This window comes from Plantibacter sp. ME-Dv--P-122b (genome assembly GCF_030209375.1).
Classification (GTDB): domain Bacteria; phylum Actinomycetota; class Actinomycetes; order Actinomycetales; family Microbacteriaceae; genus Plantibacter.
Map to the genome: position 1 here is coordinate 103,665 of NZ_JARVSC010000002.1, position 25,892 is coordinate 129,556.

Here is a 25,892-nt window from a genome sequence, read left to right on the forward strand (position 1 = left end):
TACTGGTCCTCGGGGTCGCGAGAAGGAGTCCGAGTGTTCGACTGGTTGCTGGCCATCAGGCTGGATCGTCCGGAGCTCCTCGTCTGGGTCGCTGGTGCCGCCGTCGTCCTGGCGATCATCCTGTTGACCGGGCGCCGAACGGTCCGCGGCTGGCTGACGATGCTCCTCGTGGCGAGCGGAGGGGCGCTCCTCGCCTATGTCACGGCATGGTTGCTCGGTGACGTGTTCGACGTCTTCGGGATCGAACTGACGCCGGTCACCCGTGCGTGGGCGGCGGTCGGGTTCGCCGGTGCCGCCCTGGCGATCGCGGCGATCGTGCGGACCCGGGCGTGGCGGGTCGTCGTGGCGAGCCTCGCCATCCCCGCCTTCCTGCTCATCGGGGCGATCGGCGTGAACCAGGACTTCGGTGAGTTCGCGACGGTGCGGGCGGCGCTGGGGATCAGCCCGTACCAGTCGTTCTCCGCCCTGTCGGCCGCACGGGGGACCACAGCGTCGTGGCAGCGACCCGCCGACCTGCCGAGCGGCGGGCGGGTCGAACACGTGGACATCCCGGCGACGACCTCCGGGTTCGCCCACCGGGACGCGCTCGTCTACCTGCCACCGGCCGCCCTGACCGCCCACCCGCCGGCCCTGCCGGTCATCGAGGCGTTCAGCGGTCAGCCGGGCGAGCCTGCCGACCTGTTCGCGTCGGCTGGGATCGCGGGGATCCTCGACCGCTTCGCCGCCTCGCATGCGGGTCTCGCTCCCATCGTGGTCGTGCCCGATCAGCTCGGCGCTCCGGACCGCAACCCGATGTGCGTCGACGGGCCGCTCGGCAACTCGGCGACGTACCTCACGGTCGACGTCCCCGCGTGGATCTCGGCGCACCTCCCGGTGTCCGCATCGCGGACGGACTGGTTCATCGCCGGGTTCTCGCAGGGAGGGACCTGTTCCATCCAGCTCGGCGCCGCGCATCCCGAACGCTACGGCGGCATCCTCGACATCTCGGGGGAGGTCGTCCCGTCCATCGGACCGACGACGATCGCACAGGGCTTCGGCGGGTCGGCGACGGCGTATGAGGCAGCGGCCCCCTCCGCGATCCTCGCCGCACACACCCCGTACGCGGACACCGTCGGCGTCTTCGGCTACGGCAGTGACGACAGCCGCTACGGTCCAGGCGTCCGGCGGATCGCCGCGATGGCCTCGGCCGCCGGCATGCGGACGACGACCTTCGTCTCCGACGGGACGGCGCACGACTGGCACACCGTCCACACGGTGTTCGAGCGAGCGCTCCCCGTGATCGCCGCACGATTCGGGCTCGCCTGATGCGCGCGGGAAGGGCGACGCCGTTCGGTCGACTCGTGACCGGCGTGATCCGGTCGGTGCCGATGAGCATCGGGATCACGGCGCTGGTGCTCGTGGTCAGTGGGTTCGTGTGGCGTACGCCGCCGGTGGCGACGCCGGCCTGGCGGTCGGCGATCCGTGAGGCGGCCGGCGTGGGGTATCAGCAGGTCGTGGTCGACGGACACTGGTGGGCGCTCCTGACCGGTGCGCTGGGAACCGACGGTGTGCTCGGGCTCCTCGCCTTCCTGGTGATCGGCGTCCCTGCCCTGGTGCTCGCCGAGCGACGGTTCGGAGCCGTCAAGACGCTCCTGGCGGTACTGGTGACCGCGGTCGCCGGGAACGCGCTCGCCATCGGGCTCCAACTCCTCGGCACGCTCGGCGGCGAGTTCTGGAGCGGCGAGGTCGCCCGCATCGTGGCGTTCGACCCCGTGGCCGGTGCACTCGGCGCCCTCGCCGCATCGAGTGCGTTCCACGGGCCGCTCTGGCGTCGGCGGATCCGCGCGTTCGTCGTCGTCGGTGCGCTGATCGTGCTGCTGTACTCGGGACTCCCGCAGGATCTCGCACGACTGTTCGCAGCGCTGGTCGGTGTCCTGCTCGGGATCCTGCTTGCCGGGGCTGCCCCGTCGGTGCGACGCGTGCGGAGCTCACACCACGAGACCCGGGTGCTCCTGGCGTCCGTCGTCGCGATGATGGGCATCGGACCGCTCATCACCTTCCTGTCCGGCCGGCACCTCGGTCCGCTCGCGCCGCTCGTGCTCCTGCTCGAACAGAACATCCCGGACGCCGGACGGGTCATCGGGCAATGCCGCTCCGTCGGCGTGTCAGCACAGTGTCTGCGCGACCTCACGCTGGTGCGCGTCGACGGCTTCGGAGCGGTGCTCCTGTCGGTGGTCCCCATGATCGCGCTGCTCTTCGCGGCGTGGGGCCTGCTCCGCGGCAGACGCTTCGCGGTCTGGTTCGCGACGGCGATCATGGTGTCCTTCGCCGTCCTGAGCGCGCTGTCGCTCGGGGCTGGGGTGCGGCTCCACCCGACGGGACACTCCTCGTCGTTGCTCGGGACGGGGCACGGCGCGCAGCAGCGGTCCGTCGAGATCGCGATCGCGCTGTGGGCGGCGATCCTGCTCCCGCTCGTCGTGGCGGCACTCCTGGTCGTGCTCCGTCGTGGGTTCCCCGTGCGGGCCACGCGGCGCAGTGCCTGGGGGTACCTCGCCCTGGTGGGCGCGTCGTGGGTCGTGCTCGCCGTGCTCTTCGTGGTCGTCGCCGTGCTCCAACCCGGCGGATTCTCGCCGAGGCCCGACATCTGGGAGGTCCTCCGTGCTGCGCCGGAGCGGTTCGTCCCCGCCGCGTACCTGCGGAACGTCCTCCCGGGCTTCGTACCGATCGCCCCGCTCACCGGTGTGGTGTTCCACGCCGTCGGGCCCGTCTGGTGGAGCATCATCCTGCTCGGCGCGGTCTGGCCGCTGAGCCGGGTCGCGAACGCCATCGCGCCGGCCGACGAGCGCCGCCTGCGCGAGCTCCTGGCCGAGGGCAGCGACTCCATCGGGCACATGGCCACCTGGCCCGGCAACCTCACCTGGTTCGACCCACAGCGCAGCGCGGGCATCGCCTACCGGATCGTGGCCGGGGTCGCAGTCACGACGGGCGGCTTCTTCGGCAGGGACCGTCACGAGCAGGGGGTCCTCGAGCGGTTCATCGAGCACTGCGAGGACTCGGGCCTGACGGTGGCGTTGTACAGCGTGGACGAGGAGACCGCAGGAACCCTCCACCGGATCGGTTGGCGCACCATCCAGGTCGCCGAGGAGACGGTCCTGCATCCGCAGGGCTGGAGTATGGTCGGCAAGCGCTGGCAGGACATCAGATCCTCCGTCAACCGGGCCGACCGTGCGGGGATCACCGCCGTCTGGTCCACCTACGGGGCGCTGGGCGTCGGACTCGCGGCGCAGATCGCCGAGATCTCCGAGGAGTGGGTCGCTGAACGGAAGCTGCCCGAGATGGGGTTCACCCTCGGCGGGATCGACGAACTCGTCGACGAGGAGGTCCGGCTCCTGCTCGCGGTCGACGAGCAAGGACGGCTGCACGGCGTCACGAGCTGGCTTCCGGTGCGGCGCGATGGTGAGGTCGTGGGTTGGACCCTCGACTTCATGCGACGTCGGACGGACGGAATGAACGGCGTCATGGAGTTCCTCATCGCCGAGGCAGCCGCTCGGTTCAAGGAGGACGACATCGAGGAGATGAGCCTCTCCGGGGCTCCGCTCGCGCGCTCGAAGAACGCCGAGCAGCCGGAGACGGCCGGGATCGACCGGGTCCTGACCTACCTCGGGAACGTGCTCGAACCCGTCTACGGGTTCCGCTCGCTCCTCGCCTTCAAGGGGAAGTTCCAGCCGGAGGAGCGTCCGCTCGTCCTCGGCTACGCGGACCCCCTGACGCTGCCGGCGATCGGCATCGCGGTCGGGCGCGCATACCTCCCCGACGTGTCCGTGCGGGACCTCGCCTCGCTGGTCACCTGATCGGCCGTGCGGGGGAGTGCTATGCTGACGACGTGTCCTCCGGTCTGCTCCTCCTTAGCTGCCGCGACGAGTCCTAGTTCCAGGCCTCCCTCGTCGCGGAGTTCGTCATTGGCTCACCCCCAATCCCACGAGGAGATCCCAGGATCATGAAGAACACCCAGACCCCATCAGGCATGCCGGTCCACCGCTACCGCGCCTACCAGGACCAGTTCGACGTCTCGCTGCCCGACCGCACCTGGCCTGACCGTCGGATCACCGAGGCTCCGCGCTGGTGCGCGGTCGACCTGCGCGACGGCAACCAGGCCCTCATCGACCCGATGAGCCCGGAGCGTAAGCGCATCATGTTCGACCTGCTCGTGAAGATGGGCTACAAGGAGATCGAGGTCGGGTTCCCGAGCGCGAGCCAGACCGACTTCGACTTCGTCCGCAGCCTCATCGACCAGGGTGCGATCCCCGAGGACGTCACCATCCAGGTGCTGACCCAAGCACGCGACCACCTCATCGAACGCACCTACGAGTCGCTGCGCGGCGCGAAGCAGGCGATCGTGCACCTGTACAACTCGACGAGCATCCTGCAGCGCGACGTCGTGTTCCGCAGCGACAAGCAGGGCATCATCGACCTCGCCCTGCATGGCGCGCGGAAGTGTCGCGAGATGGAGTCGACGGTCCCCGGGACGCAGATCTACTACGAGTACTCGCCGGAGAGCTACACCGGTACCGAGCTCGAGTTCGCCGTCGACATCTGCAACCAGGTCGTCGAGGTCCTCGAGGCGACCCCCGACCGCAAGGTCATCATCAACCTGCCGTCGACGGTCGAGATGGCTTCGCCGAACGTCTACGCGGACTCGATCGAGTGGATGAGCCGCAACCTGGCCAACCGCGAGAACATCATCATCTCGCTGCACCCGCACAACGACCGCGGGACCGCGATCGCGGCGGCCGAGCTCGGCTACCTGGCCGGCGCCGACCGGATCGAGGGGTGCCTCTTCGGGAACGGTGAGCGCACCGGCAACGTCGACCTCGTCGCGCTCGGCATCAACATGTTCACGCAGGGTGTCGACCCGCAGATCGACTTCAGCGACATCGACGAGGTGAAGCGGACGGCCGAGCACTGCAACCAGCTGCCGGTGCACGAGCGGAGCCCGTGGGCGGGCGACCTCGTCTTCACGGCCTTCAGCGGTTCGCACCAGGACGCGATCAAGAAGGGCTTCGAGGCGATGTCCGTCGACGCCGTCTCGCAGGGCAAGGACGTCGCCGACCTCGAGTGGGCCGTCCCGTACCTGCCGGTCGATCCGCAGGACCTGGGGCGCAGCTACGAGGCGGTCATCCGCGTGAACTCCCAGTCGGGGAAGGGCGGCGTCGCCTACCTGCTCAAGACCGACCACGCGATCGACCTGCCGCGTCGCCTGCAGATCGAGTTCTCCGGCGTCGTCCAGGCGAAGACCGACGCCGAGGGCGGCGAGGTGACGAGCGGCCAGATCTGGTCGATCTTCCAGGACGAATACCTGCCTGCGACCGTCGCGGACGCCAAGTGGGGTCGGTTCGAGCTGCAGTCCACGAAGACGTCGAGTGACCTCACCGGCACCGTGGTCCTCGAGGTCGCCCTTCGCGACGGCGAGCAGGTCGAGGAGCGCACCTCGACCGGCAACGGACCGATCGCGGCCTTCCTCAACCTGCTCTCCGGGCGCGGCATCGAGGTCACGCTGTACGACTACGTCGAGCACACGCTGAGCGCCGGAGGCGACGCCGAGGCGGCCGCCTACGTCGAGCTCCAGGTGAACGACCAGCGCCTGTGGGGCGTCGGCATCGACGGCGACATCGCGACGGCCTCGCTCAAGGCAGTGGTCTCGGCGGTCAATCGGGCCGTGCGCACGCAGGTCGAGGCGCGGGAACTGGCCTCCATCTGACGATCCCACTGCGCCGGGTCGGCCTTCGGGTCGGCCCGGCGCAGCGCTGTCCTCCGGCGTACACCCGGAGGATGATCTTTCTGCGCGAGGACGGGGTGACCGGCCGCCGGGTCGTACGGTTGGGGGATGTTCCGCATGCTCCGGCCCGGCCAGCTGGCCCTCGACATCGCGCTGCCGTCGGTGCTGTTCATCCTCACCGCCGCTGCGTACACGACGCGCCCAGCCGGGTACACCATCGTCCTGCTCGGCATGTGCGGTGCGCTGGCGTTCCGCAGGCTCGCCCCGGCGATCGCGCTGTCCGTGGCCTGGGCCGCGGCGTTGCTGCAGCTCATCCTCTTGCTCGCGCCTGATCCCGCGAACTTCGCGATCCCGGTCGTGCTCTACGCCGCAGCGAGTTACGGCGGCCGGGTGGTCAGATGGGTCTCCTTCGCCTCCGCGTTCGTCGGTGCCGCGCTCATCGCGTTCTACGTGATCGTCGTCCCGGGTTGGACCGCGGGCATCGGTGCGGAGATCAGCACCTTCGGCCTGGCGAACGACATGACACCGGTCGCGCAGGTGACGGTCGGGCTGTTCATGTTCCTCGCGTTCGCCGCCTTCTTCGGCCTCGCTTGGACCGCAGGTGTCCTCATGCGCACCTGGCGGCTCGCCCGCGAGAGCCGACAGGCGCAGCTCCTGGCCGAGCGCGACGTCGCGGTCGAGCAGGAGCGCAACCGGATCGCGCGCGACATGCACGACGTGGTCGCGCACTCCCTCGCCGTCGTCATCGCCCAGGCCGACGGTGCTCGATATGCGCTGGCCGCCGACCCGGACTCGGCCGACCAGGCGTTGCGAACCATCTCGAGTATCTCCCGAGAGGCCCTCGCCGACGTCCGGGTGTTGCTCGCGCAGCTACGGTTCCAACAGACCGAGGGCCCGCAGCCGGTCATGGCCGACCTCGACCGGCTCTACGAGCAGTTGCGAGGAGCCGGGCTGGACGTGGTGGTCCAGCGTCACGGCCAGGAACGTCCGGTGGCGACCGGTTCGCAGCTCGCCGTGTACCGGATCATCCAGGAAGCGCTCACGAACGCGCTCCGACACGGTGATCATCGTGGACCGATCGACGTCCATCTCGACTGGACCGGACCCGAGCTGCAGCTCTGGGTCGTCAACCGGGCGAAGGTCGAACCGCCGAAGGCCGGCACGGGACACGGGCTCGCCGGGATGAACGAGCGCGCTACGCTGGCAGGCGGCAGGTTCGGGACGACCCTGGTCGACGGTCTCTTCACCGTCTACGCATCGATCCCGTACGCGACGGTGGGAGTGACGAGATGACCGATCCGAGTGATGCGACGGCAGCGGGGGCGATCACGATCGCGCTGGTCGACGACCAGGCGTTGTTCCGAGGCGGGATCCGCATGCTCATCGGGTCGCAGCCGGACCTCCGTGTCGTCGGCGAGGCCTCCGACGGGCGTCAAGCGGTCGAGCTGGCCTCACGGACACGTCCCCAGGTCATCCTCATGGACGTCCGGATGCCGGTCATGGACGGGATCGAGGCGACGAAGACGATCCTCGCGGAGGCGGATGCCCGCGGGAGCGAGCGGCCTCGCATCGTCGTGCTGACCACCTTCGACCTCGATGAGGCGGCCGCGACGGCGATCCGAGCGGGAGCGAGCGGGTTCCTGCTCAAGGACGCGGAGCCGGAGTTCCTGCTCGCTGCGATCCGCACCGTCCATGCCGGGAACGCGGTCATCGCCGCCTCGGCGACCCGCGAGCTGTTCGAGCACTTCCAGCAGGCGCCGGCCGCTCCGGCCGCACCGCAGCGGTACGCCGAGCTCACCGCACGCGAGCGCGAGATCTTCCTCCTCGCGGCGCGCGGGCTGAGCAACTCCGAGATCGCCGCCGCCGAGTTCCTCAGCGAGGCGACCGTGAAGACGCACATCAGCCGGATCTTCGCGAAGCTCGAGGTGCGCGACCGGGTCCAGCTCGTCGTGTTCGCCTTCGAACACGGCTTGGTCTGACCGCGGTTCAGCACGCACCCGCGGAGTGATCGAGGATCATCCCCCGGATGTACCAGGGTCGCTCGTGCGCCCGACGCGCACCCGGCACCTCACTCCGTAGCTTCGGAGTATGACCACTTCAGCACAGCCGTCCGTCGTCGCCAGCGTCCATGGACTCCGGAAGAGCTACGGACCCGCCGACAACCAGGTCGTCGCCCTCGACGGCGTCGACCTCGAGATCGAGCGGGGCCGGTTCACCGCCATCATGGGCCCGAGCGGTTCGGGCAAGTCGACGCTCATGCACATCATGGCCGGCCTCGATCAGGCCACCGCGGGGCGGGTGCGCCTCGGCGACCAGGACATCACGGACCTCGACGACGGGCAGCTCACGATCCTCCGTCGGCGTCGTGTCGGATTCGTGTTCCAGGCGTTCAACCTGGTGCCGACGCTCGACGTCGCGGCCAACATCCGACTGCCCTTCGAACTCGACGCCCGCCGTCCGACCGGTGAGGAGCAGAGCTGGATCGACGTGCTCGTGAGCACGCTCGGACTCGCGTCCCGACTCGGCCACCGCCCGCACGAACTCTCGGGCGGACAGCAGCAGCGCGTCGCGATCGCGCGTGCCCTGGCGACGCGACCCGAGCTGCTCTTCGCGGACGAACCGACCGGTAACCTCGACTCCCGCACCGGGCGGAGCGTCCTGGCCCTGCTGGCTGCGGCCAGCACCGAATACGGCCAGAGCATCGCGATGGTGACGCACGATCCGATCGCCGCGAGTTACGCGGACCGGATCGTCTTCCTCGCGGACGGCCGGGTGGTCGAGGACCGACCTCGATCGACCCCGGAGCAGATCTCGGCGCTCATGCTCGGTATGGAGCGTGCGGCATGAGCCGGACGGATCTCGGGCCCCGGGCCCGCGAGCATCGCGCGAGCCTCCTCGTCGCGACGCTCAGTGCCTCGTTCGGCGTCCTGTTGCTCATGGTGACGAGTGTGCTCTCCACGTTCATCCTGGCCGACGACGTCACGGGCTCCAGCGGCACCGTCGTGATCATGCTCATCCTCGCGGCCGCCGTGTTCGTCTCCTTGGCGGTGTACGTCGGCGCGATCGTCACGGCGAACACCTTCGCCACGATCGTCGCCGGGCGCACGAGGACGATAGCGCTGCTCCGCTTGATCGGTTCGACGGCGCGATCGCAGCGTCGCGCCGTCGCGAAGGAGGGTGTCGTCGTCGGGCTACTCGGCGGGGGAGCCGGGCTGCTCGTCGGGCTCCTCGCGACCTTCGCACTCGTGCGGATCGGGGTCGCGACCGGTGTGCTGCCCGAGCTGCCGTACGCGATCGTCGAACCGGCCGTGCTCCTGCCGGTCGTCGCGGTCGTCCTGACCACGTGGCTCGCCTCCTGGATCGGCGCGCGACGCGTCCTGACGGTCACCCCGATGCAGGCGATCGGGGGATCGCAGGAGTTGAGCCGCGAGGAGGCCACCGCCCGGCCCGCCCGGAACGCGGTCGCGATCGGCCTCTTCGTGGTCGGTGTCCTGCTCCTGCTCGCGGGCGTCGGCGTCGGCCTCGTGTCGCCGTTCGGCGTGCTCATCGGCATCGTCGGCGGGATCGTCTCCTTCTCCGGCCTCGTGCTCGGTGCGCACCTCGTGATGCCGTCGGCACTGCGGCTGGTCGGCCGGCTGTTCGGCACCTCCGCGACGGCTCGACTCGCCGCCGAGAACGCCGTCCGCTACCCGGAGCGGAGTTCCCGCACCACGATCGGTCTGGTGATCGGCGTCACCCTCGTGACGATGTTCGCGGTCGCCGCGGCCAACTTCCAGGAGTTCGTGCTGAACGCCCAGGCTACGAATCCGGAGGTCTACGAGGGCACGCAGGCCGTGGTCGCGACGACCGTCGGCGTCTTCTCCGCCCTCATCGGGCTGAGCGCGCTCATCGCCGCGGTCGGGATGGTCAACAACCTCTCGCTCAGCGTCCTGCAACGCACCCGCGAACTCGGACTGCTCCGCGCCCTCGGGTTCTCCGCGGCACAGATCCGACGCATGATCGTGATCGAAGCGGCGCAGCTGACCATCGCAGCCGTCGTCGTCGGCCTCCTCCTCGGGACGTTCTACGGCTGGGCCGGTGCCCAGTCGATGCTCGGAGCGATCAACGGCTCGCCCGGGCTGATCTTCCCGGTCATCCCATGGGCCATCGTCGCGGTGATCGTCGTGCTCGCCGCACTCCTGACGGCCGCGGCCTCGGTGGCCCCGTCACGTCGGGCGACGCGGATCGCACCCGTCGCGGCACTCGCGGTCGACTGAGCCGACTCAGCCGCGCGTCGAGCGGCGCCAGATCCGCCATCCGCCGATCTGGCGCTGCTCGGGCAACGTCCACCCGAACCGGACGGCCAGGAGGCGGATCACCGCAGTCGACGAGACGCCGACGATCGCCGCGATCCCGAGCGGCGCACCGAAGGTCACGGCGAGGACGAGGAGGGCGGTCCCGACCGCCGCCGCCACGGCGTAGAGTGACCCGACGTGCATGAGGGCGACTGGGACGCCGAGCATGACGTCGCGGAGGACCGATCCGCCGACGGCGGAGACGGTGCCCACGAAGATCGCCGGGATGACCGGCAAACCGGCCGCGAGTGCCTTGGTGGAGCCGATCGCTCCGAACATGCCGATCGTCAGGGCGTCGAGACCGATGATGACGGGCCCGAGCCTCGTGATGGTGCGCAGGAGGAACATCCCGAGCAGCGCGGCTCCCGAGGCGACAGGGAGGTACCAGTTGTTCTGGAGGGACGCCGGCACCTGTCCGAGGAGGATGTCGCGGATGAGACCGCCGCCGAGTCCGACGACGACGCCGATGATGGCGACACCGAGCCAGTCGAGCTGACGGTCCTGGAATCTGGCCGCGAACATCGCGCCCTGCACGGCGCCGATCGCGACCGCGGAGAGGTCGACCCACAGGGGAACGACGAAGAGGACCTCGTTCACGGCTTCATCTCTCCAAGCGCTCCTTCGATCCCCGACGGCGGTTCCCGGGGCACGTTGTCGGTGCGAGGCGGGATAATCGATGCGTGCCGGTATATCGAGACGAAGTGGTGGTGTTGCGGACCCACAAGCTCGGCGAGGCCGATCGCATCGTCACCATGCTCTCACGCAGCAGGGGCAAGATCCGGGCGGTCGCGAAGGGTGTCCGCCGCACGGGCTCGAAGTTCGGGTCCCGGCTCGAGCCGTTCATGGTCGCCGACGTCCAGTTCTACGAGGGCCGCAGTCTCGACACCATCACCCAGGCCGAGTCGCTCGGTTCGTACGGCGCCGAGATCAGCGCCGACTACGGGAGCTACACGGCCGCGAGCGCGATGGTCGAGACGGCCGATCGCCTGACGGAGTCCGAGGGCTCGCTCCAGCAGTACCTGCTGCTCGTCGGCGCCCTGCGGTCGCTGTCGAAGCATGAGCACGGTCCGCGGCTCACCCTCGACTCCTATCTGCTCCGGGCGTTCTCGCTCGCCGGTTGGGCACCGAGCTTCGGGGCCTGCTCGAGGTGCGGCACGGAGGGTGACTACTCGCACGTGGTCGTGCAACTCGGCGGGGTCGTCTGCGACGACTGCGCGCCATCGGGCAGCCCTCGGCTGGACGCCGACACCCTCTCGCTCCTCGGAGCACTGCTCTCCGGCGACTGGGAGTACGCGGAGGCAGCCGCCGAGCAGACGGCTTCACGGGCGAGCGGATTCACCGCCGCCTACGCGCAATGGCATCTGGAGCGCGGCCTGCGGTCGCTCGCGCACCTCGAACAGGATCGGAGCCGCGGGTGACCCCGAAGCCCTACACCCACCGCGACGCGGTGCCGTTCAAACCGATCGACTGGACGGGGGAGGTCCCGCCCGAGTTCGCGAAGGGTGAGGTGCCGTCGCACGTCGCGATCGTCATGGACGGCAACGGCCGGTGGGCGAACCGACGCGGACTCACGCGCGTCGAAGGGCACAAGGCGGGTGAGGCCGCTCTCCTCGACGTCGTGGCGGGTGCTCTGCAACTTGGGATCAAACACCTGTCGGTGTACGCGTTCTCGACCGAGAACTGGAAGCGCTCGCCCGATGAGGTCCGCTTCCTCATGGGGTTCAACCGCGAGGTGCTCCATCGGCGGCGCGATCAACTGAACGAGTGGGGCGTGCGCGTGCGATGGTCCGGGCGTCGGCCTCGGTTGTGGACCTCGGTCATCAAGGAGCTCCAGACGGCGGAGGAGCTGACGCGCGGCAACGACCGCCTGACGCTCACCATGTGCGTCAACTACGGTGGGCGCAACGAGATCGTCGACGCTGTCCGCAGCATCGCCGACGATGTCGCCGCTGGCCGCATCAGGCCGTCGGCCGTCTCGGAGCGTCTCGTCCAGAGCCGGCTCTACCTGCCCGACCTGCCGGACGTCGACCTCTTCGTCCGGAGCTCAGGCGAGCAGCGCACCAGCAACTTCCAGCTGTGGCAGTCGGCCTACGCGGAGATGGTCTTCCTCGACACCCTCTGGCCCGACTTCGGGCGGCGGCAGCTGTGGGAGGCCGTCGAGCGGTACGCCGGACGCGATCGTCGCTTCGGCGGGGCGCGCGACGTGCCAGACGCCCCGGTGACCTCGGGGGAATGACCGGCGGGTGTCGGTGGTTGGCCCTGACATGAGCGAACCCATCAAGATCGACATCTGGTCCGACATCGCCTGCCCGTGGTGCTACATCGGCAAGCGCAAGTTCGAGCGGGGTGCGGCCGAGTTCGCACAGCTCGGCGACGGACGCGAGGTCGAGGTCGAGTACCACTCCTTCGAGCTGGCACCCGACACCCCGGTCGACTTCGACGGCACCGAGATCGACTTCCTCGTGAAGCACAAGGGCATGCCGGCCGACCAGGTGCAGCAGATGCTCGATCGGGTGACGGGGATCGCCTCGGACGCTGGTCTCGAGTACGACTTCGGCATCCTCCAGCACACGAACACGGTGAAGGCGCACGAACTCCTGCACCACGCCAAGGCGGAGGGGAAGCAGCTCGAGATGACCGAGCGCCTCCTGCGGGCCTACTTCACCGAGGGCCGTCACGTCGGTCGCATCGAGGACCTCGCCGACCTCGCCGTCGAGGTGGGGCTCGACCGGTCCGCCGTGGTCTCGGCGCTGGAGTCCGGGCAGTACACGCAGGCGGTCCGCGAGGATCAGGCGACGGCTCAGGGATACGGCATCCAGGGCGTCCCGTTCTTCGTGATCGACGGTGCCTACGGGGTGTCCGGGGCGCAGGAGTCGGCCGCGTTCACGCAGGTCCTCGAGCAGGTCTGGACGGAACGCGCGAGCACCGAGCCGGTGCAGGCGTGAGCACGGAGACTGCCTCCCCGTCGCGGGGCGTCGGCGAGCAGCAGTCCGCGACGGTCCGGCCGGCGCTCCGACTCCTCGGGGGCGAAGCCGTCGTCTGCGAGGGCGACAGCTGCCTCGTGCTCCCGCCGGAGCCGGCTCAGGACTGAGGGTCCTCCGGCTCGGTGAGGTCCGCGGTGACGGCGCCGATGGCGGTGAGGTATTCCGCCGCATCGATGAAGGCGCTCCACCCGTGCTCGCCGGCGCCGATCGCGATGCGCCCGCCGCGCTCGAGGATGCGCTCGTCCGCGTAGACCGGGAGCGGAGCGCTCGCGCCGAGGACGGTGATCGTGCCGCGCTCGTAGCCGGTCGCCTGGAACGCGGTCGCCGCGTCGGGCATGGCCAGCTTGTTCGCACCGAGCAGCGTGCGGAACGGCGGCCAGGAGATCTTGCGGCCACCAGGCACGAGGGCGAAGAGGTAGTCGCCGCTCCGACGCTTCACGACGATCGTCTTGACGATGTCCGCAGGCTCGATGCCGAGCAGCTCCGCCGCCTCGTGGAGACTGCGCGCGGGCGGTCGCTCGACCAGCTCCACGTCGAGACCGAGTGCGGCGGCCGCCGCTCGGACGCGCTCGCGGCCGGACGGCTGGAGGTCGGCGGGCGGGACGGCGTCTGACATGAGGTCCTCACTGGGCGCGGGAGCGCGGATCATCTGGGAGAATCGAGGGTGATGTCTCTTCCTACCACGCTCTCGCAGCGCCCGAGCCTCGCGATCGGGCCCATCGTGCTCGACTCGCCGGTCGTGCTCGCCCCCATGGCCGGGATCACCAACACGGCGTTCCGTCGACTGTGCCGCGAATACGGCGCCGGACTGTACGTGAGCGAGATGATCACCTCCCGCGCGCTCGTCGAACGCACGCCGGAGACCATGCGGCTCATCCAGCACCACGAGAGCGAGACGCTCCGGTCCATCCAGCTCTACGGCGTCGACCCGAAGACGGTCGCCGAGGCCGTCACCATGCTCGTCGCCGAGGATCGCGCCGACCACATCGACCTCAACTTCGGCTGCCCGGTGCCCAAGGTCACCCGCAAGGGCGGGGGAGCGGCGCTGCCCTGGAAGACCGGGCTCTTCCGCGACATCGTCGAGGGCGCGGTCCGTGCCGCCGGCGACGTCCCGCTCACGATCAAGATGCGCAAGGGCATCGACTCCGACCACCTCACCTATCTCGAGGCCGGTCGGATCGCCGAGGGCGCCGGTGTGGCGTCGATCGCGCTGCACGCCAGGACCGCCGCCGAGTTCTACTCCGGCCATGCGGACTGGTCGGCGATCACCAAGCTCAAGGAGACGGTCACCTCGGTGCCGGTCCTCGGGAACGGCGACATCTGGTCGGGCGAGGACGCGCTCAGGATGGTCGACGAGACCGGGTGCGACGGCGTCGTCGTGGGCCGCGGTTGCCTCGGTCGCCCCTGGCTCTTCGGCGACCTCAGCTCGGCGTTCGCCGGCGAGGGCGGCAAGGCGGAGCCGTCCCTCGGCGATGTCGCGGCCGCGTTCCGGCGTCACGCCGAGCTCCTGGCCGAGTTCTTCGAGAGCGAGGAGCGCGGCTGCCGCGACATCCGGAAGCACGTCGCCTGGTACTTCAAGGGCTATCCGGTCGGTGGAGACCTCCGCGCGAGCCTCGCGACCGTGGAGTCGCTCGACCAGCTCGACGACCTGCTCGCCACGCTCGACTGGACGGCCCCCTACCCGGGCGCCGCAGCCGAGGGCCAGCGCGGACGCGCCGGTACGCCGAAACGACCGGCGCTGCCGTACGGCTGGCTCGACTCGCAGTCGCTGGGCGCCGCCGAGCAGACGGAGATCGCGGGCGCGGAACTGGACCACAGTGGCGGATAGCATCATCGAGCAGGGGAGCGTCTCCATGGACCGGGACGGCTACACCCTGCACGACGAAGAACGCTGGATGCCCGAGCACCACTCGACGCGACGCTCCGACTTCGCTCGTGATCGTGCCCGGCTGTTGCACTCCAGCGCCCTCCGGCGACTCGCCGCCAAGACCCAGGTGCTCAGCCCGACGAGCGGGGTCGACTTCGCCCGGAACCGACTGACGCACTCCCTCGAGGTGGCGCAGGTCGGTCGCGAGCTGGCGGCCAGCCTCGACCTCGCGCCCGACGTCGTCGACACGGCGTGCCTCGCGCACGACCTCGGTCACCCACCGTTCGGTCACAACGGCGAACGAGCACTCAACGACTGGTCCGCAGCGATCGGCGGGTTCGAGGGCAACGCCCAGACCCTGCGGATCCTGACGCGCCTCGAATCCAAGGTCTTCGGTCCCGACGGTGAGCCGTACGGTCTGAACCTCACCCGCGCGAGCCTCGACGCCAGCTGCAAGTATCCGTGGCCGGCGGCGCAGTCGGTGCCGGATCCCGGAGGCCGGGCCAAGTTCGGGTTCTTCGACGAGGACTCCGCGGCCTTCCGCTGGTTGCGAGCCGGTGCTCCCGAGCGCGTCCGCTGCGTCGAGGCCCAGGTCATGGACCTCGCGGACGACATCGCCTACTCGGTCCACGACTTCGAGGACGCCGTCGTCGGGGAGTACATCGACCCGGCGTTCCTGAACGCGCGGGCAGGACACGACCGCCTCATCGACACGGCACTGTCCTGGGCAGGCGACGACTTCACCCACGACGACCTCGCCGCCGCCTTCGACCGGCTGCAGTCCTCGCACACCTGGATCACCGCCTGGGACGGTTCGCGGCGCGACCTCGGTCGGCTCAAGAACTTCACGAGCCAGATGATCGGCCGGTTCGCCGGTGCGGCGACCGCGGCGACCCGGGAGGCGTTCCCGCAGGCCAGCCTGGTGCGCTTCGGGGCGGACGTCGTGGTTCCACATGGCATCCAAGCCGAGATCGCGCTCCTCAAGGGGATCGTGGCCGCGTTCGTGATGTACAGCGACTCCCGCCAGCCGCTGTACGTGCGGCAGCGGGAGATCCTCATCGAGCTGTCGGACGCGGTGTTCGCGCTCGGCGAGTCGGCCCTCGACGTCGGCTTCGCGGCGGACTGGCGGGCAGCCGGCTCCGACGCGGAACGCCGTCGCGTCGTCGTCGACCAGATCGCGAGCCTGACCGATCAGAGCGCCCTCTCCTGGCATGAGCGGCACGTCGGCGCCTGACGCTCCTCCACACGGGAGCGGGTCTCGGACGCCGCTGCGCGGAGGCCCTCAGGGATGGACGATGGACGCACGAGACTAGGATCGAAGCATGGCCGGACGGATTCGACAGAGCGATGTTGAAGAGGTCAAGGCACGCACCAACATCGGCGACGTCGTCGGCGACTACGTCTCCCTGAAGTCCGCCGGCGTCGGCTCGCTGAAGGGCCTGTGCCCCTTCCACGACGAACGCAGCCCGAGCTTCCACGTGCGCCCCACGGTCGGGCTGTACCACTGCTTCGGTTGTGGCGAGAGCGGCGACGTCTACAGCTTCCTGCAGAAGATGGACCATGTCACCTTCGCGGAGTCGGTGGAGCGTCTCGCGCAGCGCATCGGGTACCCGCTCAGCTACGAGGAGGGCGGGGGCAAGGTCGATCACGGCAACCGGGCCCGCCTCTTCGCCGCCAACCAGGCTGCCGCCGAGTACTTCCAGCAGCAGCTCCACGACGGCGACGCCGACCTCGGGCGACGGTTCCTCGGTGAGCGCGGCTTCGACGCAGCCGCCGCCGACCACTTCGGGATCGGGTTCGCGCCTGCCGGCTGGGACCACCTCATGAAGGCGCTGCGATCGCGCGGGTTCTCCGATGAGGAGATGCTCGCGGCCGGACTCGTGTCGAGCGGCGACCGCGGGGTGTACGACCGGTTCCGCGGACGGCTCATCTGGCCCATCCGCGACACGACCGGCCAGGTGCTCGGCTTCGGCGCCCGGCGCCTCCGCGAGGACGACAAGGGGCCGAAGTACCTCAACACCCCCGAGACGGCGATCTACCACAAGGCGCAGGTCCTCTACGGCCTCGACCTCGCCAAGCGCGACATCTCGCGCGGCAAGCGCGTCGTCGTCGTCGAGGGGTACACCGACGTCATGGCCTGCCACCTGGCGGGGGAGACCACCGCGGTGGCGACCTGCGGGACCTCGTTCGGGGTCGACCACATCAAAATGATCCGCCGCGTGATGGGCGACGACTCCGCCACCGGCGAGGTCATCTTCACCTTCGACCCTGATGAGGCCGGCCAGAAGGCCGCGACGCGGGCGTTCGGTGAGGAGAAGCGGTTCTCCGCCCAGACGTACGTCGCCGTGTCCTCCGACGGCCTCGACCCCTGCGACCTCCGCCTCAACCGGGGCGACGGCGCCATCCGGAAGCTCGTCGACGGGCGCGAGCCGATGTTCGAGTTCATCATCCGGCGGACGCTGGCGGGCTTCGACCTCGAGACGGTCGAGGGTCGCGTCGGCGCACTCCGCGCGGCCGCGCCGGTCGTCGCCGAGATCCGCGACCCCTCGCTCCGTCCCGGGTACACCCGGGTGCTCGCGAAGCAGCTCGGCATGGAACTCGACGAGGTGGCCCGCGCCGTGCGGGGCGCTGGCGGTGCCGCCGCAGGAGGCTCGCAGAACTCCGCACGAGACGCCCGCCAGCAGGGCTCTGGCGCACCCGCTGCCGCACCGCCGCGTGAGCGCCAAGCCTCGCTCAACGACCTGCCCAAGGACCCGTCGACGCGCCTCGAGCAGGACGCCCTCCGCGCGATCCTGCAGCTGCCCCAGCACCTCGAACGGCCCATGCTGGAGCGCGCGGTGCAGAGCTCGGTCGCCAACAGTTCGCTCGCCGTGGTGCGCGACGCCATGAGTGTGAGCCTGGACCACCTCGGGACGAACGCCTGGCTCGAGACCGTCATCGCCCAGGTCCCGCCGGGCTTCGACGGACTGGTGCGCGAGCTCGGGGTGTCCCCGCTGCCCGAGACGAACGAGGAGAAGCTGCCGAGCTACGTCCGGGACATCGCGCGGGCGTTGATCGACCGCGACCTGCTCGGTCGGAAGGCGGCGCTGCTCGGGTCGTTGCGCCGCACCGACCCCCGCGATGAGTCCCACCGGGAGATCACCCGGCAGCTCGCGGACGTCGAGGCGGAACGGCGAGCGCTCCGCGCCGAGGCCTGACGCGGTCCGCCTCCTCCGAGCGTGGCACGTGGCCCCGCCGGGATCGCCGGATACACTCGATGGCGATCCGGTGGCTCCCCGTGCACCGGAAGGAGAGGTCTCATGAAGCACCCAGAGCAGGACGGACCGGCGGTCCGGGCGAGTGATCTGAGCGTCGACTACGCCGCGCACGGCGTGAGCCCGAGTAATCGAGCCTTGGACGGCATCAGCTTCGAGCTGCCCGTGGGCGGCTCACTTGGGGTCATCGGCAGCTCGGGCTCGGGGAAGAGCACGCTTCTGCGGGTGCTGTCCGGTCGCCACCTGACCGGAGCGGACTCACGTCCGTTCGTGTCCGGCGGCGACGCGAGCACGCTCGGTCGCTCCATGCGCAAGGTGGGCCGCAAAGAACTCACGAAACTCACGTTCGAGGTGTCGCTGCTCGAGCAGGAGGCCGGTGCGCACCTGAAGCCCGAACTCACCGTCACGGAACTCATCTCGGAACCCGTCCTCGCTCGCGACAAGAAGTTCAGCGAGCAGGCGCTCGGCGTCCGGGTCGCCACACTGCTGGACGCCGTGCAGATGCCCCTCTCCAGCCTCGACAAGTACCCCTACGAGCTGAGCGGTGGTCAGCGACAGCGCATCGCCATCGCGCGCGCTCTCGTCCTCGGCCCGAAGGTGTTCATCGCCGACGAACCGACGGCCGGCATCGACATCACGGTCCGGCACACGGTGACCGAGTTGCTCGACGGGTTCCGACGCGACGGCGGCACGGTCATCGTCGTGACACACGACCTCGCGATGCTCCGCGAGGTGACCGACGACGTCCTGGCGCTCCACCAGTCACGGGTCGTGGGCTACGGCCCGATCGACGCGATGCTCGCCGATCCGCCGCACGAGTTCCTCGCGGCGCTCGCCCAGTCGGGCGGCACCGAGACCCAGTACGAGACGCCCGAGGCCGTCGGCATCGATTGATCGCGTGTCGATTTGGAGTCTGCGAATCCTTTGCTACAGTAGATACGCGCTGCAACGCAGAGGCCGGATTCGTCCGGCCGGTCGAAGCACGTATTCCTCGATAGCTCAATTGGCAGAGCAATCGACTGTTAATCGATAGGTTGTTGGTTCGAGTCCAACTCGAGGAGCTGCACAGAATCCCTCGGTCCATACGGACCGGGGGATTCGTCGTTTGATGCCGGTTTCACGAAACCGGCAGGGACGCCGTAGACTGGACGACGAGGCCCGAAGACTCCACTCTTCGGGCCTCGTTGCATGTCCGGACACCCTGTGTCCGTCGAGGTCGTTCAGCCCTCGAGGTCGTCGCGACCCGGCAGCCAGGAGATCCCGGGGACGCCCCAGCCAGCCTTGCGGATCGCCTTCGCCGCTCGGCGCGAGTGCGGCAGTTCGAGGCGGTCCACGTAGAGCACACCGTTGAGGTGGTCGAACTCGTGCTGCAGGATGCGTGCGCGCCAGCCGACGACTCGCAGCTCGACCGGGTCGCCCTCGAGGTCGGTCCCGATGAGCATGGCTGCTTCCGCGCGACGGAGCGGGTGCCGCTCGCCGGGGACGGAGAGGCAGCCCTCCGACTCGGCCTCCTCGTCGAGCTCGCCCACCGGAGGGGGACTGATCCACAGCACCGGGTTGATCGCGACGCCGCGCCACGGCTGGCCGTCGTCGTCCTCGTAGCTGTAAACGAAGAGGCGGAGCGGGACGCCGACCTGCGGGGCCGCGAGTCCGACGCCGGGAGCGAGGTCCATGGTCTCGTACATGTCGGCGACGAGCCGACGAAGGTCGTCGTCCACCGTGGTGACCGGCCGGGCGACGGAGTGGAGCACCGGGTCACCGGTCACACAGATCTCGAGAATTGCCATTGCTCGAGCCTATCCGCTGGGCTCGGCCTGCCGCGCGGGGATCAGCGGGACCGCGGGGTACCCTCGACGGGTGATCCCCTCCGCCATCGACATCGCCGACCTCGCGGACGACTTCACCCAGAATCCCTCGCAGCTCCTCGGCATCCCGTTCGCGCTCCTCGGCGCCGTCTTCCTTTCGCTCGGCGCGCAGTTGCAGCACCGGGGCGTGGCCAAGGTCGAGTCGTCGAGCGGCACCGACGCGACCTCGGGGCTCAACGTCGCCCAGCTCCTGGCTCTGCTCAGTCGGCCGTCCTGGGTGACCGGAACGGTCATGCTCGGGCTCGCGATCGTGCTCCAGCTCGGCAGCCTGTCTCTCGCACCGATCACCCTCGTCCAGCCGTTGGGTGCGGTCGCACTCGTCATCACGGCGGTGGTGAACAGCAGAATCAGCGGCGTCCGGTTGAACCGTCGGTCGGTCGTCGCGATCGTCGCCTGCGTCGGCGGCGTCGGCCTGTTCGTCACGATAGCGGCGGTCTTCACGGGCGAGCACCGGATCACCGAGGCCGAGCTCATCACGATCCTGGTGATGCTCGGTGTCGTCCTCGTCGTGTTCGGACTCGGCTTCATGGTGTTCCGCTCCCGCTTCACCGCCATCTTCTACATCGTCGGCACCGGGGTGCTGTACGGCTTCGTCGCGACGCTCGCCAAGGTCATCATCGGACGGCTGCAGCAGGGCGAGTTCGACTGGCTCACGGTGCTTTGCGGGCTCGGCCTGGTCGCCGCGAGCGCGCTCGGCGGCTACTTCGTGCAGACCGCCTACTCGTCGGGGCCTCCCGACCTGGTCATCGCGGGCCTCACCGTCATCGATCCGATGATCGCGGTCGGCATCGGCATCATCGTGCTGGGGGAGGCCAGCAACGCACCGTTCTGGGCGGGCTTCGGCTTCGTCGTGGCCGGCACGATCGCCGTGTGGGGTGTCTTCCAGCTCGCCCGCCATCACCCGCAGGTGAGTCAGACGCCGGCGGCCGCAGCAGCCGCGAAGGCTCTCGCGACCGGCGACGCGCCAGCCTGAGCCCTGGAGCCCGATCGGGCTGCAGGTATGCTTGAGTATGGCGTTCCGCGCCGCATCAGGGTCGTGAGCGACCGCCCGCACCCTCACATCACTGGCCAAGCACAGAGGAATCACCGAAACCTTGACTTCTCCCGACGACCAGCACCTCGCGAAGGCGTCCAGCACGACGCCGACCCCCGACACCCACAAGCCGCTGCGGGTGGTCATCGGCGCCGACACCTTCTCGCCCGATGTGAACGGCGCAGCACGCTTCGCCGAACGCCTCGCGGCCGGACTCGTCCGCCGAGGCCACGACGTCCACATCGTGGCGCCCGCCGGCTCGCGCAAGTTCGGCACGTGGAAGGAGACCCACGAGGGTCAGACGATGACGGCGCACCGCCTCTTCAGCCTCCGGTGGTACCCGCACGACTGGCTGCGCTTCGCGATGCCGTGGTCGATGCGACGGAACGCCCGGAAGATCCTCGACCGCGTGAAGCCCGACGTCGTGCACCTGCAGTCGCACATCGTGGTGGGCCGTGGTCTCTCGATCGAGGCCGAGCAACGCGGCATCCGCATGGTGGCGACGAACCACATCATGCCCGACAACATCCTCGACTTCACCGTCATCCCCAAGCGCACGCAGGAGTGGCTCGTCCGGACGCAGTGGGCTGCCGCCCGTCGCGTCTTCGATCGTGCCTTCGCCGTGACGACCCCGACGCGCAAGGCCGCCGACTTCCTGGAGCAGTTCACCGGCCTGACCGGCGTGCACGCGATCTCCTGCGGGATCGAGGCCGGACAGTACACGCCGTCGTTCGAACCGCGGAAGCGCAACACCATCCTCTTCGTGGGTCGCATCACGAGCGAGAAGCAGATCGACGTGCTCCTGCGCGCACTCACGAAACTCCCGAAGGAACTCGACGCCCACGTCGACGTCATCGGTGGCGGCGACCAGGCGAAGAACCTCGAGCAGCTGACCCAACAGCTCGGCATCGGTGACCGCGTCCGATTCCTCGGCAAGGTGTCCGACGACGAGGTGAAGCAGGCCTACACGAACGCCAGCGTCTTCGCGATGCCGTCCATCGCGGAGTTGCAGAGCATCGCGACGATGGAGGCCATGGCCTCCGGACTCCCGGTGGTGGCTGCCGACGCCATGGCGCTGCCGCACCTCGTGCACGATCAGGTCAACGGGTACCTGTTCGAGCCTGGCAACGTCGACGCGCTGGCCGAACGCCTCGCGACGGTGCTCAGCGCCTCGCCCGAGGAGTACCGCCGGATGCAGGACGCCTCCTTGGAGCTCGTCTCCGCGCACGACATCGAGCGCACGCTCGACACCTTCGAAGCGCTCTACCGCGGTGAGCAGGTCGTCGACCCGACGACCGAGCGTCACACGGCGACCGCTGACCGCGAGGAATCCCGCGACTGACGCCCGCCCGACGGGCCACTCGGTACACTGGGTTTCGCACGGGGCGGTAGCCAAGCTGGTGAAGGCATTCGGCTCATAACCGAACGATGCGTGGGTTCAAGTCCCACCCGCCCTACCGATATCCGGTCCCTGACCATGGGTTCTTGTCCCTGAGCATCGGTTCTGGTCCCTGAGTTTGTCGAAGGGCGCCCTTCGACAAGCTCAGGGACCGGGGCAGGGTTGCTCAGGGACCGGTGTGGGGTTGCTCAGGGACCGGTGTGGGGCCGCTCAGGGACCGGTGCGACGTTGCTCGGCGATCGAGACTGGCCGGTTCAGACCGCGAGGACGAGGGCGGCGGCGCCGATGAGCGGGCCGTCGGCGTCGAGGCCCGCCGGGACCACGCGGAGCTCACGGGCGTAGGCGTGCAATGCGGCGGCGGTCGCAGCCTCCTGGACGAGCTCAAGGTAATCGGAGGAGACTCGAGAGAACCCGCCGCCGATCGCGACGCGTTCCAGGTCGAGCAGAGTCGTGATGCTGCAGAGGGCTTCGCCGACGGCCTCGGCGGAACGTCGGATGGCGCGGATCGCGATCTCCGTTCCGGCTGCGTAGTCGGCGCCGAGCTGCTCGCCCGTCGTGCCGGTCCATCCCTGCGCGCGCGCCCAGGCGACCGTCGCGGTCCCCGACGCGATGCCTTCCAACGTCCAGGGTCTGCCGACAGCATCCGGTTCGCGTCTGCGGAGCTGCATCTGTCCGAGGTGGCCGGCGTTGCCCGAGGTGCCGGGGACGAGTCGGGATCCGAGGATGATCCCGCCACCGATCCCGGTCGAGACGACGATGCCCATGCTGTTCTCGGTTCCGCGGAGCGCGCCCTGCCAGTGTTCTGCCAGGGCGATGCAGGTGCCGTCGAGTCGGAGTTCCACCGGACCGGACGTGAAGCGCCGGAGCTCCGCCACGACGGGGAAGTCGGCGAGTCGGGGGAGGTTGATCGGCGACACGGTCCCAGTGGTGCTGCCGATGGGGCCCGCCGAACCGATCCCGACACCGGACACCGGAGCGCCATGGGCCGCGACGCTCCGTTCGGCGGCCTGGAGGATGGACGCCACGAGTTCCTCGCGGGTGGCCGCGGCGCCCGTCGGACCGCGGAACCGGGTGCCGGGCTGGATCCGTCCCTCGGCGTCGACGACGGCCGCTTCGACCTTCGTGCCGCCGATGTCGATCGCCAGGGCCTCGTACATCACCGCTCCATCCTGGATGGCCGTCAGTCCCGGCCGGCTCCCGATCCAGCGTACTGGGAACGACACGGTTGTCATTCCTCCAGGTCATGGGGCATAATGCTCGTATCGGCGCGAGTCGAACAACTGCATACACGGAGGTCCGGTCAGCCGGACACCGACATGGATCACACTGCATGGGTCGTTGGGGAAGACGCACCCGGACGCAGTGGAGGAATCATGTCGACACCGATGACGAAGGGTGTGCTGTTCGTGCACTCGTCGCCTCGCGCGCTCTGCCCGCACCTCGAATGGGCGGCAGGTCGCGCTCTTGGTCGTGCCATCAGTTTCGACTGGGAAGACCAGCCGATCCTCCGCGGTGCGCAGCGAGCCGAGGTCTTCTGGGAAGGCCCACACGGCACCGGTGCCGCCCTCGCCTCAGCCCTGCGCGGCTGGGAGCACCTCCGCTACGAGGTGAGTGAAGACCCGGCCCAGGGCGTCGACGGTGCCCGGTGGATGCACACGCCCGACCTCGGGATCTTCTACGCACAGACCGACAGCATCGGAAACGTCGTCGTCCCGGAGGATCGCATCCGGTACGCCATGGAGGTCGGTGCCGGGAACGCCGCTGAGCTCCAACGCGAGCTCCGCGTCGCGCTGGGACAACCGTGGGACGACGAACTCGAGCCGTTCCGTCACGCCGGCGACGGGTCCTCCGTCATCTGGCTGCACAACGTGGGCTGATCCGGCCCCGCCGGCGCGGCGGCACCGCGCATGCGAGACAACTGCACAGACGACAGGGTGCCCACGTGGCGTGGACCGTGCGAGGTCGGTGACACTCCCGGCAGACACGAGGTGACGAAACGACGGCACCCTGGTCAGGAGACGACGACGGGTCGTGGTGCATGCACCACGACCCGTCGTCGTCTCCGTCGCGGACGGCTCAGTAGCTCCGGAACGCGACGACCGCGTTGTGGCCGCCGAAACCGAACGAGTTGCTGATGGCGAGCAGGTCGCCGGACCCGAGCTCACGCGGCGTCGTGACGACGTCGAGCGGGATCTCCGGGTCCTGGTTGTCGAGGTTGATGGTCGGTGGGATGACCCGGTGGTGCAGGGCGAGCGCCGTGTAGGCCGCTTCGATGGCACCCGCGCCGCCGAGGAGGTGGCCGGTCGAGGCCTTGGTGGCCGTCACGGCGATGTCGTCGAGATGGGCACCGAAGACCCGACGCAGTGCGTTGTACTCCGCGATGTCGCCGACGGGCGTACTCGTGGCGTGTGCGTTGACGTGCACGACGTCGTCGAGCGACGCGCCGCCGTTCTCGACGGCCGCACGCATGGCGCGGGCCGCAGCCGAACCCTCGGGGTCGGGAGCGGTGATGTGGTACGCGTCGCTCGTCACCGCGCCGCCGAGGAGCTCGGCGTAGATGCGGGCGCCGCGGGCCTTGGCGTGCTCCTCGGTCTCGACGATGAGCGCTGCGGCGCCCTCGCCGAGGACGAATCCGTCGCGGTCGACGTCGTAGGGACGCGAGGCGATGGCGGGGTCGTCGTTGCGCTTGGACAATGCCTGCATCGCCGCGAAGGACGCGAGCGGGAGCGGGTGGATGGCGGCTTCGGAGCCACCGGCCACGACGATGTCGGCGAGGCCTGCCTGGAGGTGGTCGTAGGCGTTGGCGAGCGACTCGGTGCTGGAAGCGCAGGCGGAGACGACGGTGCGCTCTCCACCGCGGGCGCCGAGGTCCATGCCGATCGCCGCTGCCGGGCCGTTCGGCATGAGCATCGGGACGGTCATGGGGAGGACGCGGCGGGGGCCCTTCTCGCGCAGGGTGTCCCAGGCGTCGAGGAGCGTCCACACGCCGCCGATGCCCGTGGCCCAGTCGACGAGGAGTCGCTCCGGATCGACCTCGGGGGCGCCGGCGTCCTGCCAGGCCTCGCGCGCGGCGATCAGCGCGAACTGGCTCGACGGGTCGAGGCGCTTGACCTCACGACGGTCGAGGATGTCCGCGGTGGGGACGGCGGCCTGCGCGGCGAAGCGTACGGGCAGCTCGAGCTCTTCGGCCCATGGCTGCTCGAGACGGCTCGCACCGCTCTTGCCGGCGAGGAGGTTGTCCCAGGAGTCGGTGGCGTTGCCGCCGAGGGGAGTGGTGGCACCGATGCCGGTGATGACGATGCGTTTGGTGGTCATTCAGTCAAACCTTCTGTGGAGACGACGAGGGGGTCCGAGCCCTGCGGCGGTCGAGCCCGTGTCCGGACGGACGAGCCGCCTCGAAC

At 69.5% G+C, this 25,892-nt stretch carries 23 protein-coding genes and 2 tRNA genes; 20 read left to right on the forward strand and 5 right to left on the reverse strand.

Annotated elements, in window-relative coordinates; translation table 11 throughout:
• Nucleotides 1-33: 33 nt before the first annotated feature.
• The 7 genes from QRN19_RS03955 to QRN19_RS03985 all read left to right on the forward strand — a co-directional run bounded on the left by QRN19_RS03955 (nucleotide 34) and on the right by QRN19_RS03985 (nucleotide 10,011).
• A complete protein-coding gene (locus QRN19_RS03955; RefSeq protein WP_285025375.1) occupies nucleotides 34-1,305 on the forward strand; it encodes an alpha/beta hydrolase in 1,272 nt (423 codons plus the stop codon).
• Nucleotides 1,306-1,340: 35 nt separating this feature from the next.
• Complete coding sequence (locus QRN19_RS03960; RefSeq protein ID WP_285025376.1) at nucleotides 1,341-3,830, forward strand: bifunctional lysylphosphatidylglycerol flippase/synthetase MprF; 2,490 nt, start codon at nucleotides 1,341-1,343, stop codon at nucleotides 3,828-3,830.
• 146 nt (nucleotides 3,831-3,976) lie between these two features.
• Nucleotides 3,977-5,737, forward strand: coding sequence for a 2-isopropylmalate synthase (leuA, locus tag QRN19_RS03965; protein WP_285025377.1), 1,761 nt, complete (start codon nucleotides 3,977-3,979; stop codon nucleotides 5,735-5,737).
• A 126-nt stretch (nucleotides 5,738-5,863) separates the two neighbouring features.
• Nucleotides 5,864-7,048: a sensor histidine kinase gene (locus tag QRN19_RS03970; protein ID WP_285025378.1), complete on the forward strand. Its 1,185-nt coding sequence runs from the start codon at nucleotides 5,864-5,866 to the stop codon at nucleotides 7,046-7,048.
• Complete coding sequence (locus tag QRN19_RS03975) at nucleotides 7,045-7,734, forward strand: response regulator (RefSeq protein WP_285025379.1); 690 nt, start codon at nucleotides 7,045-7,047, stop codon at nucleotides 7,732-7,734. Before QRN19_RS03970 ends, QRN19_RS03975 begins: the two co-directional genes overlap by 4 nt.
• Nucleotides 7,735-7,843: 109 nt before the next feature.
• Nucleotides 7,844-8,602: an ABC transporter ATP-binding protein gene (locus tag QRN19_RS03980; protein WP_064293637.1), complete on the forward strand. Its 759-nt coding sequence runs from the start codon at nucleotides 7,844-7,846 to the stop codon at nucleotides 8,600-8,602.
• Complete coding sequence (locus tag QRN19_RS03985; protein ID WP_285025380.1) at nucleotides 8,599-10,011, forward strand: ABC transporter permease; 1,413 nt, start codon at nucleotides 8,599-8,601, stop codon at nucleotides 10,009-10,011. The genes QRN19_RS03980 and QRN19_RS03985 overlap by 4 nt, the downstream gene beginning before the upstream one ends.
• Nucleotides 10,012-10,017: 6 nt before the next feature.
• Here QRN19_RS03985 and QRN19_RS03990 read toward each other — a convergent pair whose 3' ends face one another.
• Nucleotides 10,018-10,686 (reverse strand): trimeric intracellular cation channel family protein, encoded by a 669-nt coding sequence (locus QRN19_RS03990; RefSeq protein ID WP_079705760.1) that lies wholly within the window; start codon nucleotides 10,684-10,686, stop codon nucleotides 10,018-10,020.
• Between the two features lie 83 nt (nucleotides 10,687-10,769).
• On the opposite strand from QRN19_RS03990, the gene recO reads away from it, so the two are divergent.
• The 4 genes from recO to QRN19_RS04010 are packed head-to-tail and all read left to right on the forward strand — an operon-like array spanning nucleotide 10,770 to nucleotide 13,180.
• Nucleotides 10,770-11,507 carry a DNA repair protein RecO gene (gene recO, locus QRN19_RS03995; RefSeq protein WP_285025381.1) on the forward strand — a complete coding sequence of 246 codons (738 nt, stop codon included), beginning with the start codon at nucleotides 10,770-10,772 and terminating at the stop codon, nucleotides 11,505-11,507.
• Nucleotides 11,504-12,325 carry an isoprenyl transferase gene (locus tag QRN19_RS04000; RefSeq protein WP_285025383.1) on the forward strand — a complete coding sequence of 274 codons (822 nt, stop codon included), beginning with the start codon at nucleotides 11,504-11,506 and terminating at the stop codon, nucleotides 12,323-12,325. Before recO ends, QRN19_RS04000 begins: the two co-directional genes overlap by 4 nt.
• 28 nt (nucleotides 12,326-12,353) lie before the next feature.
• The gene (locus QRN19_RS04005) at nucleotides 12,354-13,034 is read left to right on the forward strand and encodes a DsbA family oxidoreductase (protein ID WP_285025384.1); all 681 of its coding nucleotides are present in this window, start codon (nucleotides 12,354-12,356) and stop codon (nucleotides 13,032-13,034) included.
• Nucleotides 13,031-13,180, forward strand: coding sequence for a hypothetical protein (locus QRN19_RS04010; RefSeq protein ID WP_285025385.1), 150 nt, complete (start codon nucleotides 13,031-13,033; stop codon nucleotides 13,178-13,180). Before QRN19_RS04005 ends, QRN19_RS04010 begins: the two co-directional genes overlap by 4 nt.
• Here QRN19_RS04010 and QRN19_RS04015 read toward each other — a convergent pair.
• Nucleotides 13,171-13,689, reverse strand: coding sequence for an aminoacyl-tRNA deacylase (locus QRN19_RS04015; RefSeq protein ID WP_285025386.1), 519 nt, complete (start codon nucleotides 13,687-13,689; stop codon nucleotides 13,171-13,173). The genes QRN19_RS04010 and QRN19_RS04015 overlap by 10 nt on opposite strands.
• 51 nt (nucleotides 13,690-13,740) lie before the next feature.
• Here QRN19_RS04015 and dusB point away from each other — a divergent pair, with 51 nt between their 5' ends.
• The 5 genes from dusB to QRN19_RS04040 all read left to right on the forward strand — a co-directional run bounded on the left by dusB (nucleotide 13,741) and on the right by QRN19_RS04040 (nucleotide 19,255).
• Nucleotides 13,741-14,901, forward strand: a complete 1,161-nt coding sequence (gene dusB / locus QRN19_RS04020) for a tRNA dihydrouridine synthase DusB (protein WP_285025387.1) — start codon at nucleotides 13,741-13,743, stop codon at nucleotides 14,899-14,901.
• Nucleotides 14,902-14,926: 25 nt separating this feature from the next.
• Entirely contained in the window at nucleotides 14,927-16,174 is a 1,248-nt protein-coding gene (locus QRN19_RS04025) for a deoxyguanosinetriphosphate triphosphohydrolase (RefSeq protein ID WP_085511054.1), read from the forward strand.
• A gap of 88 nt (nucleotides 16,175-16,262) precedes the next feature.
• Nucleotides 16,263-18,137: a DNA primase gene (gene dnaG, locus QRN19_RS04030; RefSeq protein WP_285025388.1), complete on the forward strand. Its 1,875-nt coding sequence runs from the start codon at nucleotides 16,263-16,265 to the stop codon at nucleotides 18,135-18,137.
• A gap of 102 nt (nucleotides 18,138-18,239) precedes the next feature.
• Nucleotides 18,240-19,088 (forward strand): ATP-binding cassette domain-containing protein, encoded by an 849-nt coding sequence (locus tag QRN19_RS04035; RefSeq protein WP_079705766.1) that lies wholly within the window; start codon nucleotides 18,240-18,242, stop codon nucleotides 19,086-19,088.
• Nucleotides 19,089-19,182: 94 nt separating this feature from the next.
• Nucleotides 19,183-19,255, forward strand: a tRNA-Asn gene (locus QRN19_RS04040).
• A 159-nt stretch (nucleotides 19,256-19,414) separates the two neighbouring features.
• On the opposite strand, the gene def is transcribed toward QRN19_RS04040, so the two are convergent.
• Nucleotides 19,415-19,981, reverse strand: a complete 567-nt coding sequence (def, locus tag QRN19_RS04045; protein ID WP_071260789.1) for a peptide deformylase — start codon at nucleotides 19,979-19,981, stop codon at nucleotides 19,415-19,417.
• A 70-nt stretch (nucleotides 19,982-20,051) separates the two neighbouring features.
• Between def and QRN19_RS04050 the strand changes: the two genes are divergently transcribed.
• The 3 genes from QRN19_RS04050 to QRN19_RS04060 all read left to right on the forward strand — a co-directional run bounded on the left by QRN19_RS04050 (nucleotide 20,052) and on the right by QRN19_RS04060 (nucleotide 22,549).
• Nucleotides 20,052-21,032, forward strand: coding sequence for a DMT family transporter (locus tag QRN19_RS04050; RefSeq protein ID WP_285025389.1), 981 nt, complete (start codon nucleotides 20,052-20,054; stop codon nucleotides 21,030-21,032).
• 121 nt (nucleotides 21,033-21,153) lie between these two features.
• Complete coding sequence (locus tag QRN19_RS04055; protein ID WP_502928027.1) at nucleotides 21,154-22,434, forward strand: glycosyltransferase; 1,281 nt, start codon at nucleotides 21,154-21,156, stop codon at nucleotides 22,432-22,434.
• 40 nt (nucleotides 22,435-22,474) lie between these two features.
• Nucleotides 22,475-22,549 (forward strand) — tRNA-Ile (locus QRN19_RS04060).
• Between the two features lie 196 nt (nucleotides 22,550-22,745).
• Here QRN19_RS04060 and QRN19_RS04065 read toward each other — a convergent pair.
• Nucleotides 22,746-23,714 (reverse strand): ROK family protein, encoded by a 969-nt coding sequence (locus tag QRN19_RS04065; protein WP_350224025.1) that lies wholly within the window; start codon nucleotides 23,712-23,714, stop codon nucleotides 22,746-22,748.
• A 150-nt stretch (nucleotides 23,715-23,864) separates the two neighbouring features.
• Here QRN19_RS04065 and QRN19_RS04070 point away from each other — a divergent pair, with 150 nt between their 5' ends.
• Nucleotides 23,865-24,368: a DUF3145 domain-containing protein gene (locus QRN19_RS04070; protein ID WP_064293650.1), complete on the forward strand. Its 504-nt coding sequence runs from the start codon at nucleotides 23,865-23,867 to the stop codon at nucleotides 24,366-24,368.
• 199 nt (nucleotides 24,369-24,567) lie between these two features.
• Here QRN19_RS04070 and QRN19_RS04075 read toward each other — a convergent pair whose 3' ends face one another.
• Complete coding sequence (locus tag QRN19_RS04075) at nucleotides 24,568-25,806, reverse strand: beta-ketoacyl-[acyl-carrier-protein] synthase family protein (RefSeq protein ID WP_071260783.1); 1,239 nt, start codon at nucleotides 25,804-25,806, stop codon at nucleotides 24,568-24,570.
• Nucleotides 25,807-25,892: the final 86 nt, after the last annotated feature.

Excerpts from the sequence above, each read along its gene's own strand:
- leuA (WP_285025377.1), top strand. The coding sequence starts at position 3,977 with ATGAAGAACACCCAGACCCCATCAGGCATGCCGGTCCACCGCTACCGC.
- QRN19_RS03970 (WP_285025378.1), top strand. The coding sequence starts at position 5,864 with ATGTTCCGCATGCTCCGGCCCGGCCAGCTGGCCCTCGACATCGCGCTG.
- QRN19_RS03975 (WP_285025379.1), top strand. The coding sequence starts at position 7,045 with ATGACCGATCCGAGTGATGCGACGGCAGCGGGGGCGATCACGATCGCG.
- QRN19_RS03980 (WP_064293637.1), top strand. The coding sequence starts at position 7,844 with ATGACCACTTCAGCACAGCCGTCCGTCGTCGCCAGCGTCCATGGACTC.
- QRN19_RS03985 (WP_285025380.1), top strand. The coding sequence starts at position 8,599 with ATGAGCCGGACGGATCTCGGGCCCCGGGCCCGCGAGCATCGCGCGAGC.
- QRN19_RS04005 (WP_285025384.1), top strand. The coding sequence starts at position 12,354 with ATGAGCGAACCCATCAAGATCGACATCTGGTCCGACATCGCCTGCCCG.
- QRN19_RS04015 (WP_285025386.1), bottom strand. The coding sequence starts at position 13,689 with ATGTCAGACGCCGTCCCGCCCGCCGACCTCCAGCCGTCCGGCCGCGAG.
- dusB (WP_285025387.1), top strand. The coding sequence starts at position 13,741 with ATGTCTCTTCCTACCACGCTCTCGCAGCGCCCGAGCCTCGCGATCGGG.
- QRN19_RS04025 (WP_085511054.1), top strand. The coding sequence starts at position 14,927 with ATGGACCGGGACGGCTACACCCTGCACGACGAAGAACGCTGGATGCCC.
- dnaG (WP_285025388.1), top strand. The coding sequence starts at position 16,263 with ATGGCCGGACGGATTCGACAGAGCGATGTTGAAGAGGTCAAGGCACGC.
- QRN19_RS04035 (WP_079705766.1), top strand. The coding sequence starts at position 18,240 with ATGAAGCACCCAGAGCAGGACGGACCGGCGGTCCGGGCGAGTGATCTG.
- def (WP_071260789.1), bottom strand. The coding sequence starts at position 19,981 with ATGGCAATTCTCGAGATCTGTGTGACCGGTGACCCGGTGCTCCACTCC.
- QRN19_RS04070 (WP_064293650.1), top strand. The coding sequence starts at position 23,865 with ATGTCGACACCGATGACGAAGGGTGTGCTGTTCGTGCACTCGTCGCCT.
- QRN19_RS04075 (WP_071260783.1), bottom strand. The coding sequence starts at position 25,806 with ATGACCACCAAACGCATCGTCATCACCGGCATCGGTGCCACCACTCCC.